Origin of the sequence: Blastococcus saxobsidens (assembly GCF_002938435.1) — a bacterium.
In the GTDB taxonomy this organism is placed as follows: Bacteria; Actinomycetota; Actinomycetes; order Mycobacteriales; family Geodermatophilaceae; genus Blastococcus; species Blastococcus saxobsidens.
The window spans coordinates 39,769-61,787 of sequence record NZ_POQT01000022.1; the positions used below are offsets into that span (position 1 = coordinate 39,769).

22 protein-coding genes and 1 tRNA gene are annotated in these 22,019 nt (G+C 73.6%); 10 read left to right on the forward strand and 13 right to left on the reverse strand.

Going from position 1 to position 22,019, the window contains the following annotated elements; translation table 11 throughout:
* Positions 1-36 precede the first annotated feature (36 nt).
* The gene (locus C5507_RS13890) at positions 37-801 is read left to right on the forward strand and encodes a rhomboid family intramembrane serine protease (RefSeq protein WP_104529111.1); all 765 of its coding nucleotides are present in this window, start codon (positions 37-39) and stop codon (positions 799-801) included.
* Here the strand turns inward: C5507_RS13890 and C5507_RS13895 are convergent.
* On the reverse strand, positions 798-1,211 hold the full coding sequence (locus C5507_RS13895; RefSeq protein WP_104529148.1) for a PH domain-containing protein: 414 nt from the start codon (positions 1,209-1,211) through the stop codon (positions 798-800). The two genes, C5507_RS13890 and C5507_RS13895, sit on opposite strands and share 4 nt — an antisense overlap.
* A 92-nt stretch (positions 1,212-1,303) precedes the next feature.
* Here C5507_RS13895 and C5507_RS13900 point away from each other — a divergent pair, with 92 nt between their 5' ends.
* Positions 1,304-2,464 (forward strand): thiolase family protein, encoded by a 1,161-nt coding sequence (locus C5507_RS13900; protein ID WP_104529112.1) that lies wholly within the window; start codon positions 1,304-1,306, stop codon positions 2,462-2,464.
* A 432-nt stretch (positions 2,465-2,896) separates the two neighbouring features.
* Here the strand turns inward: C5507_RS13900 and C5507_RS13905 are convergent, their stop codons facing one another.
* Together C5507_RS13905 and crgA are read right to left on the reverse strand one after the other, a co-directional pair.
* Positions 2,897-4,249: a transposase gene (locus tag C5507_RS13905; RefSeq protein ID WP_104529113.1), complete on the reverse strand. Its 1,353-nt coding sequence runs from the start codon at positions 4,247-4,249 to the stop codon at positions 2,897-2,899.
* A gap of 80 nt (positions 4,250-4,329) precedes the next feature.
* Complete coding sequence (gene crgA, locus C5507_RS13910; protein ID WP_104529114.1) at positions 4,330-4,602, reverse strand: cell division protein CrgA; 273 nt, start codon at positions 4,600-4,602, stop codon at positions 4,330-4,332.
* 125 nt (positions 4,603-4,727) lie between these two features.
* Between crgA and C5507_RS13915 the strand changes: the two genes are divergently transcribed.
* Positions 4,728-5,477, forward strand: coding sequence for a DUF881 domain-containing protein (locus C5507_RS13915; protein WP_104529115.1), 750 nt, complete (start codon positions 4,728-4,730; stop codon positions 5,475-5,477).
* 61 nt (positions 5,478-5,538) lie between these two features.
* Positions 5,539-6,198, forward strand: coding sequence for an aminodeoxychorismate/anthranilate synthase component II (locus C5507_RS13920; RefSeq protein WP_104529116.1), 660 nt, complete (start codon positions 5,539-5,541; stop codon positions 6,196-6,198).
* Positions 6,199-6,278: 80 nt separating this feature from the next.
* Here C5507_RS13920 and pknB read toward each other — a convergent pair whose 3' ends face one another.
* The 7 genes from pknB to C5507_RS13955 form a co-directional block, all read right to left on the reverse strand.
* Positions 6,279-8,036 carry a Stk1 family PASTA domain-containing Ser/Thr kinase gene (gene pknB, locus C5507_RS13925; protein ID WP_104529117.1) on the reverse strand — a complete coding sequence of 586 codons (1,758 nt, stop codon included), beginning with the start codon at positions 8,034-8,036 and terminating at the stop codon, positions 6,279-6,281.
* Positions 8,037-8,178: 142 nt separating this feature from the next.
* Positions 8,179-9,918 (reverse strand): serine/threonine-protein kinase, encoded by a 1,740-nt coding sequence (locus C5507_RS13930; RefSeq protein WP_104529118.1) that lies wholly within the window; start codon positions 9,916-9,918, stop codon positions 8,179-8,181.
* Complete coding sequence (locus C5507_RS13935) at positions 9,918-11,363, reverse strand: peptidoglycan D,D-transpeptidase FtsI family protein (protein ID WP_104529119.1); 1,446 nt, start codon at positions 11,361-11,363, stop codon at positions 9,918-9,920. Before C5507_RS13935 ends, C5507_RS13930 begins: the two co-directional genes overlap by 1 nt.
* Positions 11,360-12,769, reverse strand: coding sequence for an FtsW/RodA/SpoVE family cell cycle protein (locus tag C5507_RS13940; RefSeq protein ID WP_104529120.1), 1,410 nt, complete (start codon positions 12,767-12,769; stop codon positions 11,360-11,362). Before C5507_RS13940 ends, C5507_RS13935 begins: the two co-directional genes overlap by 4 nt.
* A gap of 40 nt (positions 12,770-12,809) precedes the next feature.
* Positions 12,810-14,216 (reverse strand): PP2C family protein-serine/threonine phosphatase, encoded by a 1,407-nt coding sequence (locus tag C5507_RS13945; protein ID WP_104529121.1) that lies wholly within the window; start codon positions 14,214-14,216, stop codon positions 12,810-12,812.
* A complete protein-coding gene (locus tag C5507_RS13950; protein WP_104529122.1) occupies positions 14,213-14,671 on the reverse strand; it encodes an FHA domain-containing protein FhaB/FipA in 459 nt (152 codons plus the stop codon). Before C5507_RS13950 ends, C5507_RS13945 begins: the two co-directional genes overlap by 4 nt.
* Positions 14,672-14,759: 88 nt before the next feature.
* On the reverse strand, positions 14,760-15,578 hold the full coding sequence (locus C5507_RS13955; protein ID WP_104529123.1) for an FHA domain-containing protein: 819 nt from the start codon (positions 15,576-15,578) through the stop codon (positions 14,760-14,762).
* 175 nt (positions 15,579-15,753) lie between these two features.
* On the opposite strand from C5507_RS13955, the gene C5507_RS13960 reads away from it, so the two are divergent.
* Positions 15,754-15,839, forward strand: a tRNA-Leu gene (locus C5507_RS13960).
* Between the two features lie 55 nt (positions 15,840-15,894).
* Here C5507_RS13960 and C5507_RS13965 read toward each other — a convergent pair.
* The 3 genes from C5507_RS13965 to C5507_RS13975 form a co-directional block, all read right to left on the reverse strand.
* Complete coding sequence (locus tag C5507_RS13965) at positions 15,895-16,272, reverse strand: nuclear transport factor 2 family protein (RefSeq protein WP_242611394.1); 378 nt, start codon at positions 16,270-16,272, stop codon at positions 15,895-15,897.
* 162 nt (positions 16,273-16,434) lie between these two features.
* Positions 16,435-16,908, reverse strand: coding sequence for a DUF1707 SHOCT-like domain-containing protein (locus tag C5507_RS13970; protein ID WP_104529149.1), 474 nt, complete (start codon positions 16,906-16,908; stop codon positions 16,435-16,437).
* An 88-nt stretch (positions 16,909-16,996) separates the two neighbouring features.
* Positions 16,997-18,160: an acyl-CoA dehydrogenase family protein gene (locus tag C5507_RS13975; protein WP_104529125.1), complete on the reverse strand. Its 1,164-nt coding sequence runs from the start codon at positions 18,158-18,160 to the stop codon at positions 16,997-16,999.
* A gap of 74 nt (positions 18,161-18,234) precedes the next feature.
* Here C5507_RS13975 and C5507_RS13980 point away from each other — a divergent pair, with 74 nt between their 5' ends.
* The 5 genes from C5507_RS13980 to C5507_RS14000 all read left to right on the forward strand — a co-directional run bounded on the left by C5507_RS13980 (position 18,235) and on the right by C5507_RS14000 (position 22,018).
* Positions 18,235-18,699: a GNAT family N-acetyltransferase gene (locus tag C5507_RS13980; protein ID WP_104529126.1), complete on the forward strand. Its 465-nt coding sequence runs from the start codon at positions 18,235-18,237 to the stop codon at positions 18,697-18,699.
* Between the two features lie 104 nt (positions 18,700-18,803).
* Positions 18,804-19,160 carry a hypothetical protein gene (locus C5507_RS13985; protein ID WP_104529127.1) on the forward strand — a complete coding sequence of 119 codons (357 nt, stop codon included), beginning with the start codon at positions 18,804-18,806 and terminating at the stop codon, positions 19,158-19,160.
* 165 nt (positions 19,161-19,325) lie between these two features.
* On the forward strand, positions 19,326-19,976 hold the full coding sequence (locus C5507_RS13990; RefSeq protein ID WP_242611246.1) for an RNA polymerase sigma factor: 651 nt from the start codon (positions 19,326-19,328) through the stop codon (positions 19,974-19,976).
* Entirely contained in the window at positions 19,973-21,040 is a 1,068-nt protein-coding gene (locus C5507_RS13995; protein ID WP_104529128.1) for a hypothetical protein, read from the forward strand. The genes C5507_RS13990 and C5507_RS13995 overlap by 4 nt, the downstream gene beginning before the upstream one ends.
* A gap of 60 nt (positions 21,041-21,100) precedes the next feature.
* Complete coding sequence (locus tag C5507_RS14000; RefSeq protein WP_104529129.1) at positions 21,101-22,018, forward strand: aldose 1-epimerase family protein; 918 nt, start codon at positions 21,101-21,103, stop codon at positions 22,016-22,018.
* The last annotated feature ends 1 nt before the right edge of the window (position 22,019 follow it).

Consider the following 22,019-nt stretch of genomic DNA (forward strand, 5'->3'; position numbering starts at 1 on the left):
TGCACCCGCTGCGGCCGACCGATCTGCCCGGAGTGCATGATCCCGGCCTCCGTCGGGTTCCAGTGCCCCGAGTGCGTCCGCGAGGGCGCCGCGACCGTGCGCCGCGTCCGGTCCACCGGCAGCGGTCTGCGCGGCGCCGTCGCCCGCTGGGGGGCGGTGCCCCTGGCCCTCATCGCGGCCAACGTCGCGATGTTCCTGGTCACGGCGGTGTCGGCCGGGCTGGCCGGCTCCGCGCCGCTGGACAACTACCGGTCCCCGGTGTTCGAGGCCCTCGCCCAGGTGCCGCTGCTCGTCCAGCTCGGCGAACCGTGGCGACTCCTGACCGCCGCCTTCCTGCACATCGGGCTGGTGCACCTGGCCCTCAACATGCTCGCGCTGCTGGTCTTCGGGTCGGAGCTGGAGCGGCAGCTGGGCCGGTGGCGGTTCCTGGGCCTCTACCTGGTCTCGGCGCTGGGCGGCTCCACGGTCATCCAGCTCTTCGGTGAGCCGCTGCGCCCGGTGGCCGGTGCCTCCACCGCCATCTACGGGCTCCTCGGCGCCCTCGGTGTGCTGATGGTGCTCCGGCGGCAGGACATCCGCGGCATCCTCGTGCTGCTGGCCATCAACGTGTTCATCAGCTTCCTCCCCGGGGTGTCCCTGCTCGGCCACCTGGGCGGCCTGGTCACCGGGGCCGTCGTCGCGGCGCTGCTGGTCGCGGCGCGTCGTCGGCCGGCTCTCCAGGGCGCCGGGCTCGCCGCCATCGCGGTCGTGCTGCTCGCCTTGGCCCTCACCGTGCCCGCCCTCGCGGCGGTCACGGTCTAGCCAGAGGTCCGGCCGCTGTCCGCCAGGGCCGCGGCCACGTCGGCAGGATCGGCGCCGAGGTCCCAGCGACCGAGGACCACGAGCACGCCGTCGTCGTCCGGACCGGCGGCCGTGTCCAGCTCCAGGGTGGACACCGTGGTCCCCCAGCGGCGCCCGGTGCGGACCCGGACCCGCAGCAGACCCCACGGCAGCACCCGCCGTCCGGTGAGCGTGCGCACCTCCAGGCCGTCGTCGGCGGTGGCGAGCCGGGGGCGCAGCAGGAGGTCGCGGACGGCGAGCAGCAGCAGGAGCAGGGCCGCGGCCCCGACGAGGACCCGGCCGGCGTCGTCGAGGGCGACGGTGACGGCGCCCAGGAGCAGGCCACCTGCGGCCAGGGCTGCCGGGACCACCGTGGGGGGCGACCACTGCACGTCCACAGCCTGCCAGGCGGCACGCGGAACATACGATCGCGACAGGTGGCCGTCCCGGCCGCACCGGATCGTCGACGACGAGGAGTGGGTCCATGCGTGATGCCGTCATCTGTGCCGCCGTCCGTACGCCGGTGGGCAAGCGCGGGGGAGGGCTCTCCGGCGTGCACGCCGTCGACCTGTCCGCCCACGTGCTGAACGCGCTGGCCGAGCGGTCGGGCATCGACCCGGCCGTCGTCGAGGACGTCTTCTGGGGTTGCGTCAGCCAGGTGGGCGAGCAGACCTTCAACATCGGCCGCAACGCGGCTCTGGCCGCCGGGTGGCCGGAGTCGGTGCCCGGCACGACGATCGACCGCCAGTGCGGGTCCTCCCAGCAGGCGGTCGCCTTCGCCGCCGCGACGGTGATCAGCGGCCAGGCCGACGTCGTCGTCGCCGGTGGCGTCGAGTCGATGAGCCGCGTGCCCATGGGCGCCGCCCGGGGCGACGGGTCGGCCGGCACCCCGCTGGGCCCGACGTTCATGGCCCGCTACGACGGCGTCCACCCGAACCAGGGCATCGGCGCCGAGATGATCGCCGAGCGCTGGGGCTTCTCCCGCACGCAGCTCGACGAGTTCGCGCTCTCCTCGCACGAGAAGGCCGCCAAGGCCCAGGCCGACGGGGCCTTCGACGAGGAGATCGCCCCGGTGACCCTCGAGGACGGCACGGTCATCAGCGCCGACGAGGGCATCCGACCCGGGGGCACCCTGGAGAAGCTCGCCTCCCTGAAGACCCCGTTCAAGGAGGACGGCGTCATCAGCGCCGGCAACGCCAGCCAGATCTCCGACGGGTCCGCGGCGCTGCTCGTCACCACCAGCGAGAAGGCGCGCGAGCTCGGGCTGCGCCCACTCGTCCGCATCCACACCACGGTGATGGCCGGCGACGACCCGGTCATCATGCTCACCGCCCCGATCCCGGCCACCCAGAAGGTGCTGGCCCGGTCCGGGCTGTCCGTCGACGACATCGGCATCTTCGAGGTGAACGAGGCGTTCGCCCCGGTGCCTCTGGCGTGGCTGGCCGACACCGGTGCCGACGCCGCTCGGGTCAACCCGCTCGGTGGCGCCATCGCGCTCGGGCACCCGCTGGGCGGCTCGGGCGCGCGGATCATGACCACGCTCGTGCACCGGATGCAGGCCACCGGGACCCGGTACGGCCTGCAGACGATGTGCGAGGGCGGCGGGATGGCCAACGCCACCGTCCTCGAGCTGCTCGACGCCTGATCCCGGCGGCGTCGTGACGGGACGGGTCCGTCCACACCCGGTGCGTGACGGGATATGCCCAGGTCAGAAGGGTAGGGACGGAGGGCGGTCACCGACCCGTCCGCACGGACATGTCGATTCGTCCACAGCTGGGTACACAGCTGGGGACAGACTCACACTGCTGTAGTTACGCAGCTGGACGTCCTGTCACACGAGTCCCACGAGCGGCAAAAGCACAGGTCAGACTGGATCTGGGGGGACGGCTCCCTCCACACGTGGTGGACAACCCTGGGGGTGGAGCGCCATGTCGACCTGTGGACGACGCCCGCCGCTGTGCACAGCGGCGGAAGCACGACCATCGCCGACCGGCTCGCGGTGTCGTCCTGCCCCGGGACGACGGAGGCCCCCGTCCCCTGGGGGGACGAGGGCCTCGGGAGCGATCGCTCGGTAGCGTCAGGAAGCGTTGAACTTCGCCACGGCGATCTTGAAGTTGATGGCGTTGGGTGGGCGTAGGGACTGGTTCAGTGTGGTCCAGGCCGGGTGATGGGTCATCCGGGCCAGCTGCACGGTGATCAGGTCGCGGAGTCCGTCGACGGACCAGCGGCTGCCGCCGATATCGGTGCGGGCGTTGAGTTCTCGCATGACCCGCTCGAGGACGCCGGAGCCGAGTTCAGGGCCGCCGAGGTGGGCCAGGCGGGCGCGCACGTCGGGCCGCAGGCAGGTGAAGACCTGGTCGCGGGCGCCGGCGAGCAGCTCGCCGGCGGCGTGGTGGCCTTCGGTGCTGATGGTGGCGGCGAAGGTGTCGTAGGCGGCCAGCGCCTGGGCGTGGGTGAGCCGCTCGCGGGCGACCCGGTGCAGCAGGTCGACCAGCTCGGTGCGCTTGGCGTTGGCCCAGGGAGACGGCGCTTTGTCGGCATACAGCGCCCATCGCAGTGCCCGGGGCAGGTGCCACCAGCAGCGCTGGATCGGCACGTCGGGCCAGACGTCCTCGGCGAGCTTGGTGATGGCCAGCTCGCCGTCGACGACCACGACCACCGGCGGGCGCAGCGCCCGCAGCTGCTCGGCCATCGCCGACCACGGCTGGGCCAGGGTGAGACCCAGCAACACCGTGGCCGCCCGCCGGCGCCGGCGCGGCCCGGATCGGCCGGTCAGACCCAGGGCGATGTTGCCGTTCACGCCCAGCCGCCGCGGACCCGCCCGCATCCCGGTGCCATCAAGGATCACCACGTCAGCGCCGGTCGGCGCGCCCGGCGCATGCGGCTGGCCGATCCCCTCCAGCATCGGCGCCAGATCGGCGACCGCCGAATGCGCCCGCCCCGCCGACGCCGGCACCCCGAATGAAGCGGCGACCGCACCGGCCCGGGCAAACGACATCTGAGCCGCCAACTCGGCCAGCTCCAGCATCAGCCGGTCAGTACGCCGCTTGCCCGACAGATCGAGCAGGAGCAGCAGCGGCGCGAACACCCGGCCACAGGCCCGGCAACCGACGTTGGCCAACTGGATGCGCACGATCCCGGCGGCGGTGTCGAACCGGCGAGGCCGGGTGCGCTTGCCCTTGCGGGCGAAGTCGCTCATCACCCCGCACCCCGGACAACCGAACGGCGCCGGAAGATCCCGGACCGGCAGCCACTTCGGCCCGCACACCTGGTCGATCAGCCGGTCCTGCAGGTCCTCCAGCGCCGCGGCCAGCGCGGCCGCAGGCAGCTCCTCGCGCATCGCCACCGCCCATGCCTCCAGCTGCGACCAGGTCAGCAGTTCGCCGAGCTCGGGCAGCTCAGCAGTCAGCGCCAGGGTAGTGATCGACACAGCGGCTACTCCTCAATCAAGTTGCCGCCATCACCCCACAAGATCCGCGAAGTTCAACGCTGCGCCACGCTACCGATCGCTCAGCGCCAGCGCATCGACATGATCAGGCCGCCGACCATGGCGCCGAAACCGATGGCGAAGTTCCAGGCCGACAGGGACACCATGAACGGGATCTGGTCGCCGGCCACGTAGTAGACGACGATCCACAGCAGGCCGATCAGCCACAGCGCGACCATCAGCGCCAGGTACCACCGGGGGCTCGGCTGCAGCACCTTGGCCTGCGCACCCCGTGAGCGGAGCGCGTCCTCCGGCGGTGTGTACCCCGACTTCTTGCGCACCTTGGACTTGGGCACCGCGTACTCCCTCCGGGGGGCCGGGCTCGTCCTCCCCGGCCGTGACTGCGCCCAGCCTAAACTCCAGAGGAACGCGGACGCCGTCACCTCATCCGACCGGCGCCGCGTCGTCGGAGGAGGTGGGCGTGGCCCGGTCCCTGCTGCGGGGTGCACGCCCCTCCGCCTGGAGCGCGCTGGTGCCGGTGGTGGCCCTGGCCGCCGGGCTGCTGTTCGCCACATCCGGCAGCGCCGCGCAGGGCACCGACCTGCGCGCCGGAGAGGTCACCCAGCTCTCCGAGTTGATCCGCGAGCGTGATGCCGCGGTCGCCCGCCAGGCCCAGCAGCTGACCCAGCTGGAGCAGCGGGTGCAGGACCTCACCGAGGAGGCGGCGACGATCGACGGCGCCGTCGCCGAGGCGCGGGCCGCCGGCACGGCCGGAGAGGCAGCGGCCGGACTGAGCCCGGTGAGCGGGGCCGGCGTCGTCATCACCCTCGACGACGCCCCTCAGCGCCCCGACGGCAGCCTCCCGGGCGGTGCCCGGCCCGACGACGTGGTCATCCACCAGAGCGACGTGCAGGCGGTCGTGAACGCCGTGTGGGCCGCCGGCGCCGAGGGCGTGGCCGTCATGGACCAGCGCCTCGTCTCCACCAGCGCCGTCCGGTGCGTGGGCAACACCCTGCTGCTGCAGGGGCGTACCTACTCCCCGCCGTTCGTGGTGTCGGCGGTCGTCGACTCCTCCGCGCTGCGCGGCACCCTCGCGGACTCCCCCCAGGTGGCCGTCTTCCGCCAGGCCGTGGAGGCGTTCGGACTCACGTTCGAGGTACGGGAGCGGCCGTCGGTCGCGGTGCCCGCCTACGATGGCGGCCTCACCCTGCAGCACGCCTCCACCGGCTGATCGGCCATCCCGTCGCCGGGCCGGGCGGGGCCAGCCGACCAGCGAGGAGCCAGCGACCGCGATGACCACCGCCGACCGTCCGGTCCTCGTCGTCGACAACTTCGACAGCTTCGTCTACAACCTGGTGCAGTACCTGGGCCAGCTGGGCGTCCGCTGCGTGGTCCGGCGGAACGACGCGGTGCGCGTCGACGAGCTCGCCGACCTCGACGTCGCCGGGGTGCTGCTGTCCCCCGGGCCGGGGGCACCCGCCGACGCCGGCGTCACCGTCCCGATGGTGCGCGCGGCCGCGGAGCAGGGCACGCCGGTCCTGGGCGTGTGCCTGGGGCACCAGGCGATCGCCGAGGCGTTCGGTGCCGAGGTGGTCCGGGCGCCGGAGCTGCTGCACGGCAAGACCAGCCAGGTCGTCCACGACGGTCACGGCGTGCTGGCCGGTCTGCCCTCCCCCTTCACCGCCACCCGCTACCACTCGCTGGCGGTGGACCCGGCCACGGTGCCCGCCGAGCTCGAGGTCACCGGGCACACCCCGTCGGGTCTGGTGATGGCCCTGCGGCACCGCGAACTCCCCGTCGAGGGCGTCCAGTTCCACCCGGAGTCGGTCCTCACCGAGGGCGGGCACCGGATGCTGGCCACCTGGCTGGCCTCCTGCGGGCTGGCGCCGGACGAGGACGTCGTCACCGCAGCGGAGACCGCGGCGCACCGGTTGTCGTCCGCCATCGCCTGATCCTTCCCCCGGCAACGACGAGGGCCCTCTCCCGTGGGAGAGGGCCCTCGTCGATCGTGCCCGTCGTCAGCGCGGCGTGGTCACTGCGGCGTGGTGGGGTCGTTGTCGGTGTCCGGCACCGGCGTCGGCGTAGGGGTCGGGGTCGGCGTCGGCTCCTCGGCCGGGACCGGGACGGCGACCAGCAGCGTGATGGTGTCGCCGGACGTCACGTCGGTGCCGGCCCGCGGGTCGGTCTCGACGACGGTGCCCTCCGCGACGTCGTCGCGCTCGACGTCCTGCACGTCGATCTGCCCGGCGCCGATGCCCTCCTCCTGCAGGAGGGCACGGGCCTGCGCCTCGTTCTGGTTGAGCACGTCCGGCATCTCGACGGTGCCGGTGGAGATGCTGAGCGTGATCGCGGCGGTGCGTGCGGCCTGCGAGCCCTGCGCGGGCGTCACGGCGGCGACGCGCCCCTCGTCGACCTCGAGCGAGTCGACCGGCCGGACGGAGACGTTGGTGAACCCGGCGGCCTCGAGGTTCGCCCGGGCCTGCTCCTCGGTCAGCCCCTCGACGCCGGGAACCGTGACGGTGTCCGGTCCTCCGCTGACGCTCAGGTCGACCGCGCTGCCCTCCTCCACCATGGCACCGGCCGCCGGGAGGCTCTCGACGACGCTGCCCTCCGGGACCGAGGGGTGCGGCACGGTCTCGACGTCGCCGACGGTCAGGCCGGCCGTCTCGATGGCGCTGCGCGCGTCGGCCTCGGTCAGGTTCGCGAGCGTGGGCACGCGGACCTCCTGGGCCACAGGGGGTGGATCGCTGTCCATCATCAGCGCCGCCGCGATCGCCCCGCCGAGCAGCAGCACCGCGAGGACGGAGACGATCGCGATGATGCGCCGCTTGCGCCGGCGGGCCTGCTCGTCCTCGTCGGACCAGTCGTCGTCGTACCCGTAGCCCCGGACCGGTGCGCCGATGATGGCGGTCTTCTCGTCCTCGCCCATGACCGGCGTGGCCTCGACCCGCTGCCCGGCGAGCGCCCGGAGCAGGTCGTTGCGCATGTCCGCGGCCGACTGGTAGCGGTTGGCCGGGTTCTTGCTCATCGCCTTGAGCAGGATCGCATCCAGCTCCGGCGGCACGTCCCGGTTGATCGACGACGGCAGCCGAGGGTCCTCGCGCACGTGCTGGTAGGCGACCGAAACCGGTGAGTCGCCGGTGAACGGCGGGGCCCCGGTGACGAGCTCGTACAGCAGGCAGCCCAGGGAGTAGACGTCGGACCGGGCATCGACGCCCTCGCCGCGGGCCTGCTCAGGGGACAGGTACTGGGCGGTCCCTATCACCGCAGCCGTGGAGGTCATCGTGGCCGCGGAGTCCGACACCGCGCGGGCGATGCCGAAGTCCATGACCTTGACCGTGCCCTGCGGCGTGATCATCACGTTCCCGGGCTTGACGTCCCGGTGCACGATGCCGTTGCGGTGGCTGAAGTCCAGGGCGCCGCAGATGTCGGCCGCGAGGCTCATCGCTCGCTCGATCGGCAGCACGCCCTCGCGGCGCAGCACGTCGCGCAGCGTCTCGCCCTCGACGAACTCCATGACGATGTAGGGCGTCGCGCCTGCCGGCGTGCGGTCCTCGCCGGTGTCGTAGACGGCGACGATCGCCGGGTGGTTCAGGGAGGCGGCGGCCTGCGCCTCGCGCCGGAAGCGCACCTGGAACGACGGGTCGCGGGCCAGATCGCTGCGCAGCACCTTCACCGCCACCTCGCGGCCCAGCCGCAGGTCGCGCCCGTGGTGGACCTCGGCCATGCCGCCGCGGCCCAGGACCCCACCGATCTCGTAACGCTCGCCGAGCAGCTGCGGCGTGGTCATCGACGGTCCTCTCGGGCGGTTCGGTGCGTGCTGGGCGTCCCGCCGGTCCGACGTCCTGCGTCGCTCGGCGTGGCGGACGGCGCGCCGTCGGCGAGCCTAACCGCCGGAACGCCCGGATCCCGGGAAGCGGCGGCCAGCGGGCTCACTGGCCGCCGGCCCCTGTCGGCGCTGCCTGCCCCTGGTTCTCACCCGTCGCTTGCGCCCCATCGCCGGTCGGTTCGGCGTCCGTGGGGCTGGTCACGGCCGGGGCGGAGCTGCCACCGAGCGGCGGGGAGGTCGTCGCCGAGGTCGTCGCCGCAGTCGTCGGAGTGGCGGAGGTGGACGGGGTGGTGCTCGGCTGGCTGGTAGGGGCGGGCGTCTCGACCGGCTCCTCCTCCTCTTCCTCCGGCGCCGGCTCCTCCTCCTCGACCTCGGCGTCGGGGTCCCAGGGCTCCGCGGCGTAGTAGAGCGTCACGGTCCCGCCGACGGGGACCGAGCCGGACGGCGTGACCGCGGCGACGTCGCCCGCGTCCAGCACCTGGTCGACCCCGGCCAGCAGGTCGTCGTCGGCCGCCCGCTGCTCCGGGACGAGGCCCGCCTGGTCCAGCTCGGCGGCCACCTCGTCGACCGGGCGGCCGATGAGGGCCGCCGCGTCGACGACGACGGCGGTGGGGGCAGCGCTGGTGCTGCTCGGCGTGGTGGTGGGGTCGACGCCGGTGTCGTCCTGGCCGCCGCTCCCGGACATCAGCAGCCCGACCGCACCGCCGAGCAGCAGCAGGAGCACGACCGCGGCCGCCACCCAGGCCCAGCGACGGCGGTTGCCAGGGGGCTGCTCCTCCTCGGGCAGCCACTCCTCGTCCTCGTCCGGCCGCGCGTGCAGCGGCGGCATGGGGCGCCCCGCGGTGGCCGGGGACACGGCGGGCATGCCGGCCGCGGGCGTGGCGAAGATCTGCGTCCGGTCCGCCGCGGCAGCGGTGTCGACGATCTGCGTGGGCGCCGTCGGCGGGGAGAACGCGGCGGCGGCAGCGGCGGCTCCCGCGGCGGCCGCGGCAGGGGCGGCGACGCTGCCCCCGGCGGCGACCCGGCGGACGGCGTCGGCGAAGGCCCCTCCGTCGGCGAAGCGGTCGGCGGGGTCCTTGGCCAGGGCCCGCTCCACGAGCAGCCGCACCGGGGCCGGGATGTCGGCGGGCAGCGGCGGCGGTGGGCGGTTGATGTGCGCCAGTGCGATGGCCACCTGGGAGGCGCCGTCGAACGGGCGGGCGCCGGTCAGGCACTCGTAGCCGACGACGCCGAGCGAGTAGACGTCCGAGGCCGCGTTGACCTCCATCCCCTGCGCCTGCTCGGGGGAGAGGTACTGGGCGGTGCCCACCACCATGCCGGTGCGGGTGAGCGGGGCGGCGTCGCGGGCCTGGGCGATGCCGAAGTCGGTCAGCTTCACCACGCCGTCGGGGCGGACGATCAGGTTGCCCGGCTTGATGTCGCGGTGCACGACGCCGGCCCGGTGGGCGGCGGAGAGTCCGTCGGCGGACTGGCTGAGCACGTGCAGCGTCCAGTCGACCGGGAGCCGGCCCTCCTCGTGCAGGATCGTGACCAGCGGCTGGCCCTCGACGAACTCCATGACGAGGAAGGCCAGGGTCTGGGTGCCGCTGTCGTCGGTCGTCTCGCCGTAGTCGTAGACCGAGGCGATGTTCGGGTGCGATAGGGCAGCGGTGTGGCGGGCCTCGTTCCGGAAGCGCGCCAGGAAGCTGGGGTCGTTCGTGTACTCGGACTTGAGCACCTTGGCCGCGACGATGCGGTCCAGCACCTGGTCGCGGGCCTTCCAGACCTCGCCCATCCCCCCGGTGGCGATCGGCGCGGTGATCTCGTAGCGCCCCGCCAGCAGGCTCCCGATGCCGAGTGCCATCAGCCCCGTCCCTCGAAGAAGGCCGCCATGACGTCGCGGGCGATGGGGGCGGACACGTCGCCCCCGGTCCCGCCGCCGTTGGCGACGAAGACGGCGACCGCGATCCGGGGTTCGTCGGCCGGGGCGAACCCCATGAACCAGTTGTGGTCGGGGACGTCGGCCCGGACCTGGGCGGTGCCGGTCTTGCCGGCCACCTCCATGCCCGGGAGCCGGGCGGCCCGGCCCGAGCCCCGGTCGACCACGCTGATCAGCATCTCGGTGAGCTGGTCGGCGATCTGTGCGGAGATCGGCTCGCGCAGCTCCTCGGGATCGGTCTCGTCGATGACCGTCAGGTCGGGGGCCCGCACCTCGTCGACGAGGTAGGGCTTCATCTGCACGCCGTCGTTGGCCACGGTCGCCGCGACCATCGCCGCCTGCAGGACCGTCATGCGCACGTCGCGCTGACCGATCGACGTCTGCCCCAGGGCGGCGTCGCTCTCGATGTCGCCGACGCCGCTGGGGGCGACCACCAGCGGGATCTCCATCTTCTCGTCGTCCAGGCCGAACGCCGCCGCCATGTCGCGGATCTTGTCCTCGCCCAGGTCGATGCCCAGCTGCGCGAAGGCGGTGTTGCACGAGATGGTCAGGGAGTCGATCAGCCGCTGCTCCTGACTGGCGTCGCAGCGGGAGTTGTTGAAGTTCCGCAGCTTGGTGCTGGTCTGCGGCAGGGTGAGTTCGTCGGGCGCCGGCACGACCGTCTCCGGTGTGTACCCCTCCTGGAGCGCCGCGGCCGACACGATGACCTTGAACAGCGAGCCGGGCGGGTAGTTGTTCTCGATCGCCCGGTTCACCCGCGGGTCCGGCCCGTCGGTCCCGGTGATCTCCTCCATGTAGGCGCGGATCGCCCCGGGGTCGTGGCTGGACAGCAGCGCCGGGTCGTAGGTGGGGGTGCTGGCCATGCCGAGGATCGCTCCGGTCGAGGGATCGAGGGCCACGACGGCGCCGGTCACGCCTTCCAGGCCGGCCATGGCGGCCTCCTGGACGGCCGGGTCCAGGGTGGTGACGACGTCGCCGCCGGCGGGGTCTCGACCGGTGAAGAGGTCGGCGATGCGGCGGACGAACAGCCGGGAGTCCTCACCCGACAGCACGTCGTTCTCGGCGCGCTCCAGGGCGGTGTTCCCGTACACCAGCGAGTAGTACCCCGTCACGGCCGCGTACAACGGCCCCTGCGGATAGGTGCGCAGGTACTCCAGCCGGTCGTCGGTGGGCACCGAGACGGCGATCTCGTTGCCGTTGACGATGATCGAACCGCGCTCGCGGTCGTACTCCTCGGCGAGCACGCGGGTGTTGCGCTCGTCGCTGCGCAGCTCGTCGGAGCGCACGACCTGGATGATGTTGACGTTGATGATCAGCAGCGTGAACAGCACCAGCACGCTGATCGCCACCCGCCGCAGGGGTGCGTTCACGGCGTCACCACCTCGGTCGGGGCGTCGCCGAGGCGCACGGGGGTCGCGTGCGGTGCGACCGGCCGGCGGGCGGCGTCGCTGATCCGCACGAGCAGCGCGACGAGCACGAAGTTGGCCACGAGCGAGGAACCGCCGTAGGCCAGGAACGGCGTGGTGAGACCGGTCAGCGGGAGCAGCCCGGTGACCCCGCCGAGGACCACGAACACCTGCCAGGCGATGGCGAACGCGAGGCCCGCGGCCAGCAGCTTGCCGAAGGCGTCCCGGACGACCAGCGAGGTGCGGAGCCCGCGCTCGACCAGGATCAGGTAGACGACGATGACGGCGACCAGGCCGAACAGGCCCAGCTCCTCGCCGACGGCCGAGGCGATGAAGTCGCTCTTGGCCACCGGCACCTGGTCGGGGCGGCCGCCGCCCAGCCCGGCGCCGAACAGCCCGCCGGTGCCGAGACCGAACAGCGACTGGACCAGCTGGTAGCCGGCGCCGTCGATGTAGGCGAAGGGGTCGAGCCAGGTGTCCACGCGGGCGCGCACGTGGCCGAACGCCTGGTAGGCGATCAGCGCGCCGCCGGCGAAGAGCAGCAGGCCGATGAACAGCCAGCTCGCGCGCTCCGTGGCGATGTAGAGCATCACCACGAAGATGCCGAAGAGCAGCAGCGAGCTGCCCAGGTCGCGCTCGAAGACCAGCACGAGGATCGACAGGATCCAGGCCAGCAGCACCGGGCCGAGGTCACGGCCGCGCGGCAGCTCGAGCCCGGCCACCTTCTTGCTGGCCAGCGCCAGGACGTCCCGCTTGTCGACCAGGTAGGCGGCGAAGAAGACGACCAGGCAGATCTTGGCGAACTCGCCGGGCTGGATGGAGAAGCCGGCCACCCGGATCCAGATCTTCGCGCCGTTGACCTCGGAGATCGATGCCGGCAGGACGGCCGGCAGGGCGAGCAGCACGATGCCCAGCAGGGCCAGCGTGTAGGCGAAGCGGGACAGCGTGCGGTGGTCGCGGACCACGATCAGCAGGGCGACGAAGAGCGCGACGCCGAGCGTCGCCCAGATCAGCTGGACCGGGGCGTCCTCGCGGGTGATCGTGCTGCCGACCTGCTCGGCGGCGAGGTCCAGCCGGTGGATCACCGTCAGCCCCAGGCCCACGAGAAGGGCGACCGAGGGCAGGAGCAGCGGGTCGGCGTAGGCGGCCCACCTACGGACGACGAGGTGCGCGACGACCCACAACGCGGAGATCCACACGCTGAAGCCGGCCATCTCCGGCCGGAGCGAGCCGGTGACCGTGAGGTCCACGATGACCTGGGCGACGACCGTGATGAGCACGGCGAAGCCGAGCAGCACCGCCTCGGTGCCCCGCCGGGTGGGCGTGTCCGAGGCCGGCGTGCCGCGCGGGTCGGTGACGGGTCCGGGCATCAACACACCTCCGGTGGGGGACCGGGGCCCTCGGCGCTCACTAGCTCGCCTCCCGGCAGTTCACCCCCGGCTCGGACGACGTGGTCGTCCGGGCCGACGACGAGGCGGTCGCCGTCGCGTCGGGAGCGGGGGGCCCGGTCGGTTCCGGCTCCCCGGTGACGGGCTCCTGCGGGGGGCTCTCGGCCGCCGGCGGCGTGGACGGCGTCGCCTGGGCGGCGCCGCTCGTCCCGGTGCGGCACACCGGCAGCCGCTGCTCGCGCAGCGCGTCGAGGATCCGGTCGGCGTGGCCGGAGTCGTCGGCGGTGATGCTGCCGCGCACCCGCGTGCGGGCCGCCGGGGTCAGGTCGGAGACCGCCAGGTCGGTGCCGCGTTCGAGCTCGTAGAAATCCATGCCGAGCACGGAGACGTCCAGTCCCCGGAAGACGGCGACCTGCTGGTCGTCGCCGCTGCCGCTCACCCCCACGAACCAGTGGTTGAGCGCCCAGACGTACACACCGATCGCCCCCACCACCAGCACGGTGAGGAGGGCCCCCGCCACCAGGAGGATGCGCAGCGGGCGGCGGCGGGCGGAGGGGCCGCCGCCCGTCGGCAGTGTGGGTGTCGGCGGGGGCGCGGGGGCTGGATCGGCCAGCGCGGCGCGGCCGGCGGCCGAGCGCGCGTCGACCTGCCGCTGGCCGACGTTGTCGCCGGCGGCGCCGTCGACGACCGGATCCAGGCGGCCACGGCCGCCGGTGTCCTCGACGACGTCGGCGACGATCACGGTGATGTTGTCCGGGCCGCCGCTGCGCAGCGCCAGCTCGATCAGCCGGTCCGCGGTGGCCTGCGGGTCCGGGTCCTGCAGCGCGTCGGCCAGCGTCTCCTCGCTCACGACGCCGGAGAGGCCGTCGGAGCACAGCATGTAGCGGTCGCCGGCGCGCACCTCGCGCATGGAGAGGTCGGGCTCGACCTCCTGGCCGTTGAGCGCCCGCAGCAGCAGGGAGCGCTGCGGGTGGGTGTTGGCCTCCTCGGGCGTGATGCGGCCGTCGTCGATCAGCGTCTGGACGAACGTGTCGTCGTGCGTGATCTGCGACAGCTGGCCGTCGCGCAGCAGGTAGGCGCGGGAGTCGCCGACGTGGCAGAGCGCCAGCCGGCCACCGGCGAACAGGATCGCGGTGAGCGTCGTCCCCATTCCCTCGAGCTGGGGCGACTCGCGGATCACCTCGCGCAGGTGCTCGCTGCCGTCGAACACCGCGCCGCGCAGCGCCTGCAGCATGTCGCCGGAGGGCGCGTCGTCGTCCAGGTGCTCGAGCGCGGCGATGACCACCTTGCTCGCGACGTCACCGGCGGCGTGGCCGCCCATGCCGTCGGCCACGGCCAGCAGCCGGGGCCCGGCGTAGACCGAGTCCTGGTTGTTGCCACGGATGAGACCGCGGTCGGAACGCGCGGCATAGCGGAGAACCAGCGTCACGAACGCAGCTCCAGTGCGGTCTGGCCGATGCGGATCGGCTGGCCGGGGGCCACCAGCAGCGGGCCCTGGACGCGCTGCTGGTCGAGGTAGGTGCCATTGGTGGAGCCGAGGTCCTCGACGTACCACTGGCCGCCACGGTTGGTGAGCCGTGCGTGCCGCGAGCTGGCGAAGTCGTCGGTCAGCACGAGCGTGGAGTCGTCGGCCCGGCCGATGAGGATCGGCTGGTCACCCAGGGTGATCTTGGTGCCGCTGAGCGGGCCGGCGGTGACCACGAGGGAGCGGGGGCCCCGGTGGCCGCGCTTCTTGGGCGTGGCCGAGCGCGGCGGTACCGAGGCGACGCGGCCCGGGCGCCCGCCGAACAGGTCGGCGCGCACGACGCGGAACGCGGCGAAGATGAACAGCCAGAGAAGCAGCAGGAAGCCGAACCGGAAGATCTGCAGGACGAGTTCGCTCACCGGGGCACCACCCCGGCGCCGGTCGGCTCGGCACCTCGGCGAGGAGGGTGCTGAGCCGTCCTGAGCTGCTGCGACGGCGCGGATCCGGTCACGCCCCGTCCTGCCGGTAGACCAGGACCGAGTGGCCGATGCGGATGACGTCGCCGTCGCTGAGCGGCTGGCGGGTGACGCGCCGGCCGTTGACCAGCGTGCCGTTCGTCGAGCCGAGGTCCTCCACCGTCGCGACGCCGCCGTCGAGGACGACGTCGACGTGCTTGCGGCTCACCCCGGTGTCGGGCAGGCGGATGTCGGCCTCGGTGCCGCGGCCGATGACGTTGCGGCCGGTGGACAGCTCGTGCCGCGTGCCGGGCCCGTCGACGACCAGGACGTGCGTGGTCGTGTTCCGCGAGCCGGCGCGGCCGATCATCGTCGGGCCCTGCTTGCCGGTGTCGGTGGCGCTCCGGCCGCCGCGCAGCGGCGGGAGCGGGGGCAGCGGGGGCAGTGCGGGGTGCCCGTTGGCCGGTGCCGCTACCTCGGCCCGCGGGGCGGGGCGCGCCGGGTCGGCGACGTGTGAGCTGACCTCGAAGACGCCGGTGGTCAGCTCCTCGTCCTGCTCGAGCTGCACGGTGACCTTGTCGAAGACCTGGTAGCCCTCGTCCTCGATGTGCTCGGTGACCATGTCGGCGAGCTCGCCGGCGAGCTGGTCGGACCACTGCCCGAGGTGGGCGAAGTCGGTCTCGCCGAGGCGCACGACGTAGACGTTCGGGGCGAGGACGCGGCCCTCGCCCATGATCGAGCGCTGCTCGTCGGCCTCGCGCTGCAGGGCCTTGGCGATCTCGGCCGGGTGCACCTTGCCCTTGAAGAGCCGGGCGAAGGCCAGACCCACCATGCCCTCGAGCCGGCGCTCGAAGCGCTGCAGCACACCCACAGTCGCTCCTCTGCGCTCGTCCGATGATCCGCCTGTGCCACCCGTGATCGTAGCCGGGCCGGGCGCGGCTGACTGCTCCGGAAGCCACGACGCCCCGGACGTCGTCCCGGGACCGGCCAACGATCGACCCCCTCCCGGGGGTACAGGGCCCGGCTGCTACTGTCTTCCCTCGCCAGGGCAAGTGGCGGAATGGCAGACGCGCACGGTTCAGGTCCGTGTGTCCGAAAGGACGTGGGGGTTCAACTCCCCCCTTGCCCACCAGACGCAGAGCGAGCGCCGGTCCCCCACGGGGGCCGGCGCTCGTCCCGTCCGGCGGTCAGGCCGATCCGCCGGTGCCCTGCAGGAAGGCCGCCGAGTCATAGTAGGTGCGGACGCCGCTGAGCCGGTCCTCGTCGCCCTCGATGACCGTGACGCCCCGGTAGGTGAAGGGCTTGCCGCTGCGCAGGGTGCCGGTCGAGGTCCACTCCAGGGCGGCGCTGCTCTCCCCGACGACGGAGTGGGTGAACGTGGTCTCCAGGTCGCCGAAGACGTTGCGGTAGTCCTCCCAGAAGACCTTCGCGCCGTCCTTGCCCGAGGTCTCGTGGTGCTCGTCCAGCTTGACCAGCCGGGCGTCGTCCGCGGTGAGCTCGAGCATCGGCCCGGCGTCGCGGTCGCTGTCGAGCGTGTGCAGCGCGACGGTGAAGCGCTCGGTCATCGAGTGCACGGTTCCTCCTGGGACGTCGGTGCGGCGGTGCCCGCCGCGGAGCGGGTCGCGCCCCACCCCGTGCCGCCCTACCCCGTCGTGCCCGGCCCACCCGTCGTGCTGCGCCCCTCGTCCCGGCGGCCGGATGCACGATCCCGCTCCAGGTTCCGCCGCTCAGCGGCCGGGTACCTCCCGCACACCCCACCCGCCGTCGGTGGCCCCCGCGCCGCGGCCGCCGCCGAAGACCTGGCCCACCAGGAGGACGGCGCCCCACGGCACGATCACCCAGAACGGCCAGAAGGAGAGGAACCGGCCCGCCGCCAGCGACGTGATGCCCCAGACGAGCAGCACGATGACCGCGGTGCTGGACCACGAACCCCAGGCGACCGCGTGGTGGCTGCCTCCGTGGCGCCGGCCACCGCAGGCGGGCGCCGGGGGTGCCGACCGCGCCTGCACCGGACGGGCGGCGACCGCGGGCAGGTCGGCGGTGAGCTCGGCGAGCTCGCCGTAGGTGCGGGAGGCGTACACCCGGGCCAGCCGGTCGTCGTACTCGGCGACGGTCAGCCGGCCCTCCGACATCGCACGGCCGAGGGTGGTGGCGACGGCGGCGCGGTCGGAATCGGCGGCGCGCAGGTGGGGCTGGGCCACGGTGCTCTCCTGGATCGGGGACACCAGTCTGGTCCGCGGCACCCCGCCGGAACCACTGACAGCTGTCACCGGTTCCACGTGGAACCCGTCAGCCGGCGGGCGGCACCGTCCCCGCGGTCAGGTGGCGGCCGATGACCATGCGCTGGATCTGGTTGGTGCCCTCGAAGATCTGCATCACCTTGGCCTCGCGCATGTAGCGCTCGGCCGGGTGGTCACGGGTGTAGCCCGCGCCGCCGAGCACCTGGACGGCGTCGGTGGTCACCTTCATCGCCGCGTCGGTGGCCACGAGCTTGGCGATGCTGGCCTGGCGGGAGAACGGCTTCCCGGCGTCCTTGCGGCGGGCGGCGACCAGGTAGGTGGCGCGAGCGGACTCCACGGCCGCGGCCATGTCGGCCAGCAGGAAGGACACGCCCTGGTGGTCGGCGATGCGCTTGCCGAAGGCCTCCCGCTCCACGGCGTAGGCGACGGCGACGTCCAGGGCGGACTGCGCGAGCCCCACCGCGACGGCGCTGACGCCCAGCCGCCCGGAGTCCAGCGCACCCAGGGCGATCGCCATGCCGCGGCCCGGGTCGCCCACCAGCCGGTCGGCCGGGACCGGGACCTCGTCGAGCCGGATGGCCGACGTCGTCGAGCCGGTCAGGCCCATCTTCTCCTCGGGCCGTGCGGCGCTGAACCCGGGCAGGTCGGGCGTGAGGTGGAAGCAGGAGATGCCCCGCTCGCCGTCCGCCGGCGTCCGCAGGAACGTCGAGTAGAAGTCCGCGTGCCCGCCGTGGGTGACCCACGCCTTCTCGCCGCGGGCGATCCACCCGTCGTCGGTCGCGGTGGCCGTGGCCCGCATGGCGGCGACGTCGGAGCCGGCGTGCGCCTCCGACAGCGAGTAGGCGCCGAGCAGCGTCCCGCCGACCATCTCGGGCAGCAGGTCGCGGCGCTGGGCCTCGGTGCCGTAGTGGGCGACGGGGGAGCAGGCCAGCGTGTGCACGCTGACGCCGAGGGCGACGCTGGCCCAGCGGGCGGCGAGCTCCTCGACCACCTGGAGGTAGACCTCGTAGGGCTGGCCGCCGCCACCCACCTCCTCGGGGTACGGCAGGCCCAGCAGCCCGGCCTCGCCGAGGGTCCGGAAGACCTCGCGCGGGAAGCGCTCCTCGCGCTCGTACGACGCGGCCTTCGGCGCGAGCTCGGCGTCGGCGATCTCGCGGGTGAGCGCCAGCAGATCGGCGGCCTCGGGGGTGGGCAGTTCGCGGTCGACCGGCACGGTGCTCCTTCGCGGTGGGTTCGGTCCGGACGGTACCGCCGGGACGCCGGGCCGCTCTTGCGAGGATCCGCTGCGTGATCATCGAGGCGGCCGCCTGGGACGACGCCGACGTCCGGCGGCTCACCACCGACCAGCAGGACGAGATCCGGGCCCGCTACGGCGGCAAGGAGGAGCCTGGCGCGCACCCGTCAGCGGCGGACGTCGCCGTCGTCGTCGTGGCCCGGGACGGGGACGGCACGGCGCTCGGCTGCGGCGCGCTGCGCGAGCTCGCGGACGGCGAGGCCGAGGTGAAGCGCATGTACGTCGTGCCGGCGGCCCGCGGCAGGGGGGTCTCCACGGCGGTGCTCGGTGCGCTGGAGGACGCCGCCCGCTCCCGTGGGTGGACGACGCTGCGCCTGGAGACCGGGTCCCGGCAGCCGGAGGCGGTCGGGCTGTACGCCGGCGCGGGGTACCGGCGGATCGGCGCCTTCGGTGCCTACGCCGGGGATCCGGACGCGGCCGACTCCCTCTTCTTCGAGAAGCGGCTCGGCGGGCGCTGAGCCGATCCGGGTACGGCGGGGACCGGTTGCCTCCGCCCGGTGTGTGAGGGTGTGCCGACGGCACCGGAGGCGGCCGGACGGCCGCCCCGCTCGAAGGGACCCCCATGCGCATCCGCAAGCTCGTCCTGGTCGCGGCCGCGGCCACCCTCCCGTTCGGCCTGAGCGCCTGCGGCGGTGCCAGCGTGGAGGACTTCTGCGAGCAGTTCCAGGCCATCGACCAGCTCGACGAGGCCGACGTCGACCAGGCCAAGGACAGGTTCCAGGAGCTGAGCGAGAACGTGCCCGACGACGCGGGCGACGACGTGCAGGAGGCGGCGGACTTCCTGGCCGAGAACTTCCCCTCGGACGGTGACCTGGAGGCCGCGATCGGGAGCGGGGACCTGAGCGAGGACGACGCGCAGGAGTTCGCGTCAGCGGCCGACACGGTCGGCACCTACGGCGAGGAGAACTGCGGCAGCTGACCCCGGGTTGGTTTTCCGCGGAAAGTCAGGGGTGGTTTTCCGCGGAAACTCAGGGGGGTCTCCGGCGGAGAACCGGGGTGGCGGAACGGCCGTGAACCGGATCCGCCACTCCGGACATCAAGGGTTGTGACCACTTCACCCATCGCGGCCGGATCATCACGTGCCGTGACCCCGACGGCGCTGCACCGGTCCGCCGGTCCACCCGCCCAGCCCCCACGGCTGCGGGCGATGCCCGACGCCCTCCCCGGCGACGCCGAGCTGATCGCCCGCTCGGTCGACGATCCGGCGGAGTTCGCCCCGCTGTTCGACCGGCACGCCTCGGCCGTGCACCGCTACCTGGGCCGCCGCGTGGGCGAGCTGGCCGACGACCTGCTGAGCGAGACCTTCCTCATCGCCTTCCGGCGCCGGGCGGCCTACCGTCCCGAGCACGTGGAGGTCCGGCCCTGGCTGCTCGGCATCGCGACCAACCTGGTGCACGGTCACCGGCGCACCGAGCAGCGCCGGTACCGGGCGCTGGCCCGGGCCGCCGCCGAACCCGACCGCCCGGGCGACGACCCGGGCGACGCCGCCGACCGGCTGGACGCCGCGGCGCTGCGCGGCCCCCTGGCCGCCGCGCTCGCCGGCCTCAAGCCCCGCGACCGCGACGCGCTCCTGCTGCTGGCCTGGGGGCAGCTCGGCTACGAGGAGATCGCCGCAGTGCTCGACGTGCCCGTGGGCACCGTCCGCTCCCGCCTCCACCGCGCCCGGCGGCTCACCCGTGCCGCGCTCGGCGACATCTCCCCGCTCGACCCGATCTCCGAGGAGGAGGACCGATGAACGACCTCACGCTGCTCCGCGAGGCGGGCCCCGAGGCGCCGCCGCTGTCCCTGGCCGCCCGGTCCGCCGCCCGCGCGGCGCTGCTCGACGAGATCGACGGCCCGGGGCTCCGGCGACGCCCGCGCCGGAGGGTCGTCGTCCGCGTCGGCCTGGCCACCGTCACCGCCGCGGCCGCCTGGACCGCCGCGGTCGTCGTCGCCGCTCCCCACCCGGTCGGGCCGCCGCCGGGGAGCGTCCGCCTGGTGGACTTCCACGTCCCCACCTTCCCGCTCTCGCTGGATCCGGCGCCCGAGGGGCTCCGGCCGGCCTTCGACGGGAACGGGGACGGTGCCTCGATCGCCGCCTACGACGACGCGTCGGGGCAGGACGGCTTCACCATCTACGTCGGCGACGACGCGCCGGAAGGCACCGGTCATGGTGACGACGGGGCTCCGGGCTACCAGGAGCTGGACGTCGATGGCGTGTCCCTGGGCGACGACGAGGTGGAGGTGGTGACGTACGAGCGGGACTGGTGCGTCGAGGACACCGACCAGGGCTGCGTGACCGAGCGCCGCCGCTTCGCGTGGCTCAGCTGGGAGCGCCACGACGACCAGTGGGTCTCCCTCCTCGGCCACGGCGAATACGCCGACGCGGAGCAGCTGCAGGAGGTGGCCGGTTCGCTGGTGGACCGTCCGCAGCCGGCCACGCTCGACGTCGGACTTGCACCGGAGGGGTGGTCGATCCGGGCCTACAAGATGGGTCGCGTCCTCACGCTGGCGAACGACGCCCACGAGGCGCAGGACCTGACCGTCCACATCCCGCTACCCGAGGACGTCATCCCTGCCGGCCAGGTCCGGGAGTCGATCAGCGGACCGATCGGCCCGCAGCTGGACGTGACCGTCAACGGTCGTCCCGCGCAGTTGGTCCGCGTCGACATCGGCTACGTGGTCGACGGTCACCGCTACGAGGGGTGGTACCTGCAGGCGCAGTTCGAGGACGGCACCACGTTCGTCCTGCAGGCGCCCGAGGCCTTCACCAAGGAGCAGGTTCTCCAGATGGCCGAGCAGGTGACCTACCACCCCTGACCCTGACCGGATCGCCGATCTCGCCGGGGGAGCGAGGCCGGGATGTGGTGAGCTGACCGCATGCCCGACACCTGGCCCGAGACCGCGCCCACCGAGGTGGAACTGACCGCCGGGGACGCGGTCCTCGTCGTCGACCTGCGCGGCGGGGCGCTGCGCCGGGTCGCCGTGGGGGACTGGGAGGTGCTCGACGGCTACCCCGCGGGCGGCGTCGCCCCCGGCTGGCGCGGCGCGGTCCTGCTGCCCTGGCCCAATCGCATCCGGCACGGCCGGTGGAGCTGGGAGGGGGAGGACCTGCAGCTCGACGTCCAGTCGCCCGAGGAGCCGCACGCCATCCACGGACTGCTCTCCTGGCAGCCGTGGACGGTGCTCGACAGGGCGGACCGGTCCGTCACGGTCGGGACGACGGTGCAGCCGCACCCCGGCTACCCGTTCCGGCTGGCCGCCGCGGTCGACCACGCGCTGACGGCCGAGGGGCTGACCTGCACGCTCCGCGTCCGCAACACCGGGGACCGCCCTGCACCCTTCGGTGCCGGGATGCACCCCTACCTGTCCCTGGGCGCGACGGCGGACGGCGGCATCGGCGACGCCGAGCTCACGGTGCCGGCCCGCACCGAGCTCGTGCTCGACGGCGGGATGCCTACCGGGGAGCGGCAGCCCTTCGACGGCGCGGTGGGCCGCATCGGCGACCGCCCCCTGGACACGCCGCTCACCGACCTGGACCGCGACTCCGACGGCTGGGCCCGCGTCCGGGTGGCGGGTGCGGCGGGGCGGCTGGAACTCGGCCTGGACGCCGCCTGGCCGTGGCTGCAGGTCTACACCGGCGACACGCTGCCGCCCGGCCAGTGGCGGCGCAGCATCGCCGTCGAGCCGATGACCTGCCCGCCCAACGCGTTCGCCGACGGCGCCGACCTGATCGTGCTCGATCCTGGGCAGCAGTGGTCCGGGACCTGGACGCTGGCCTGGACCCCGGCGGCCTGAC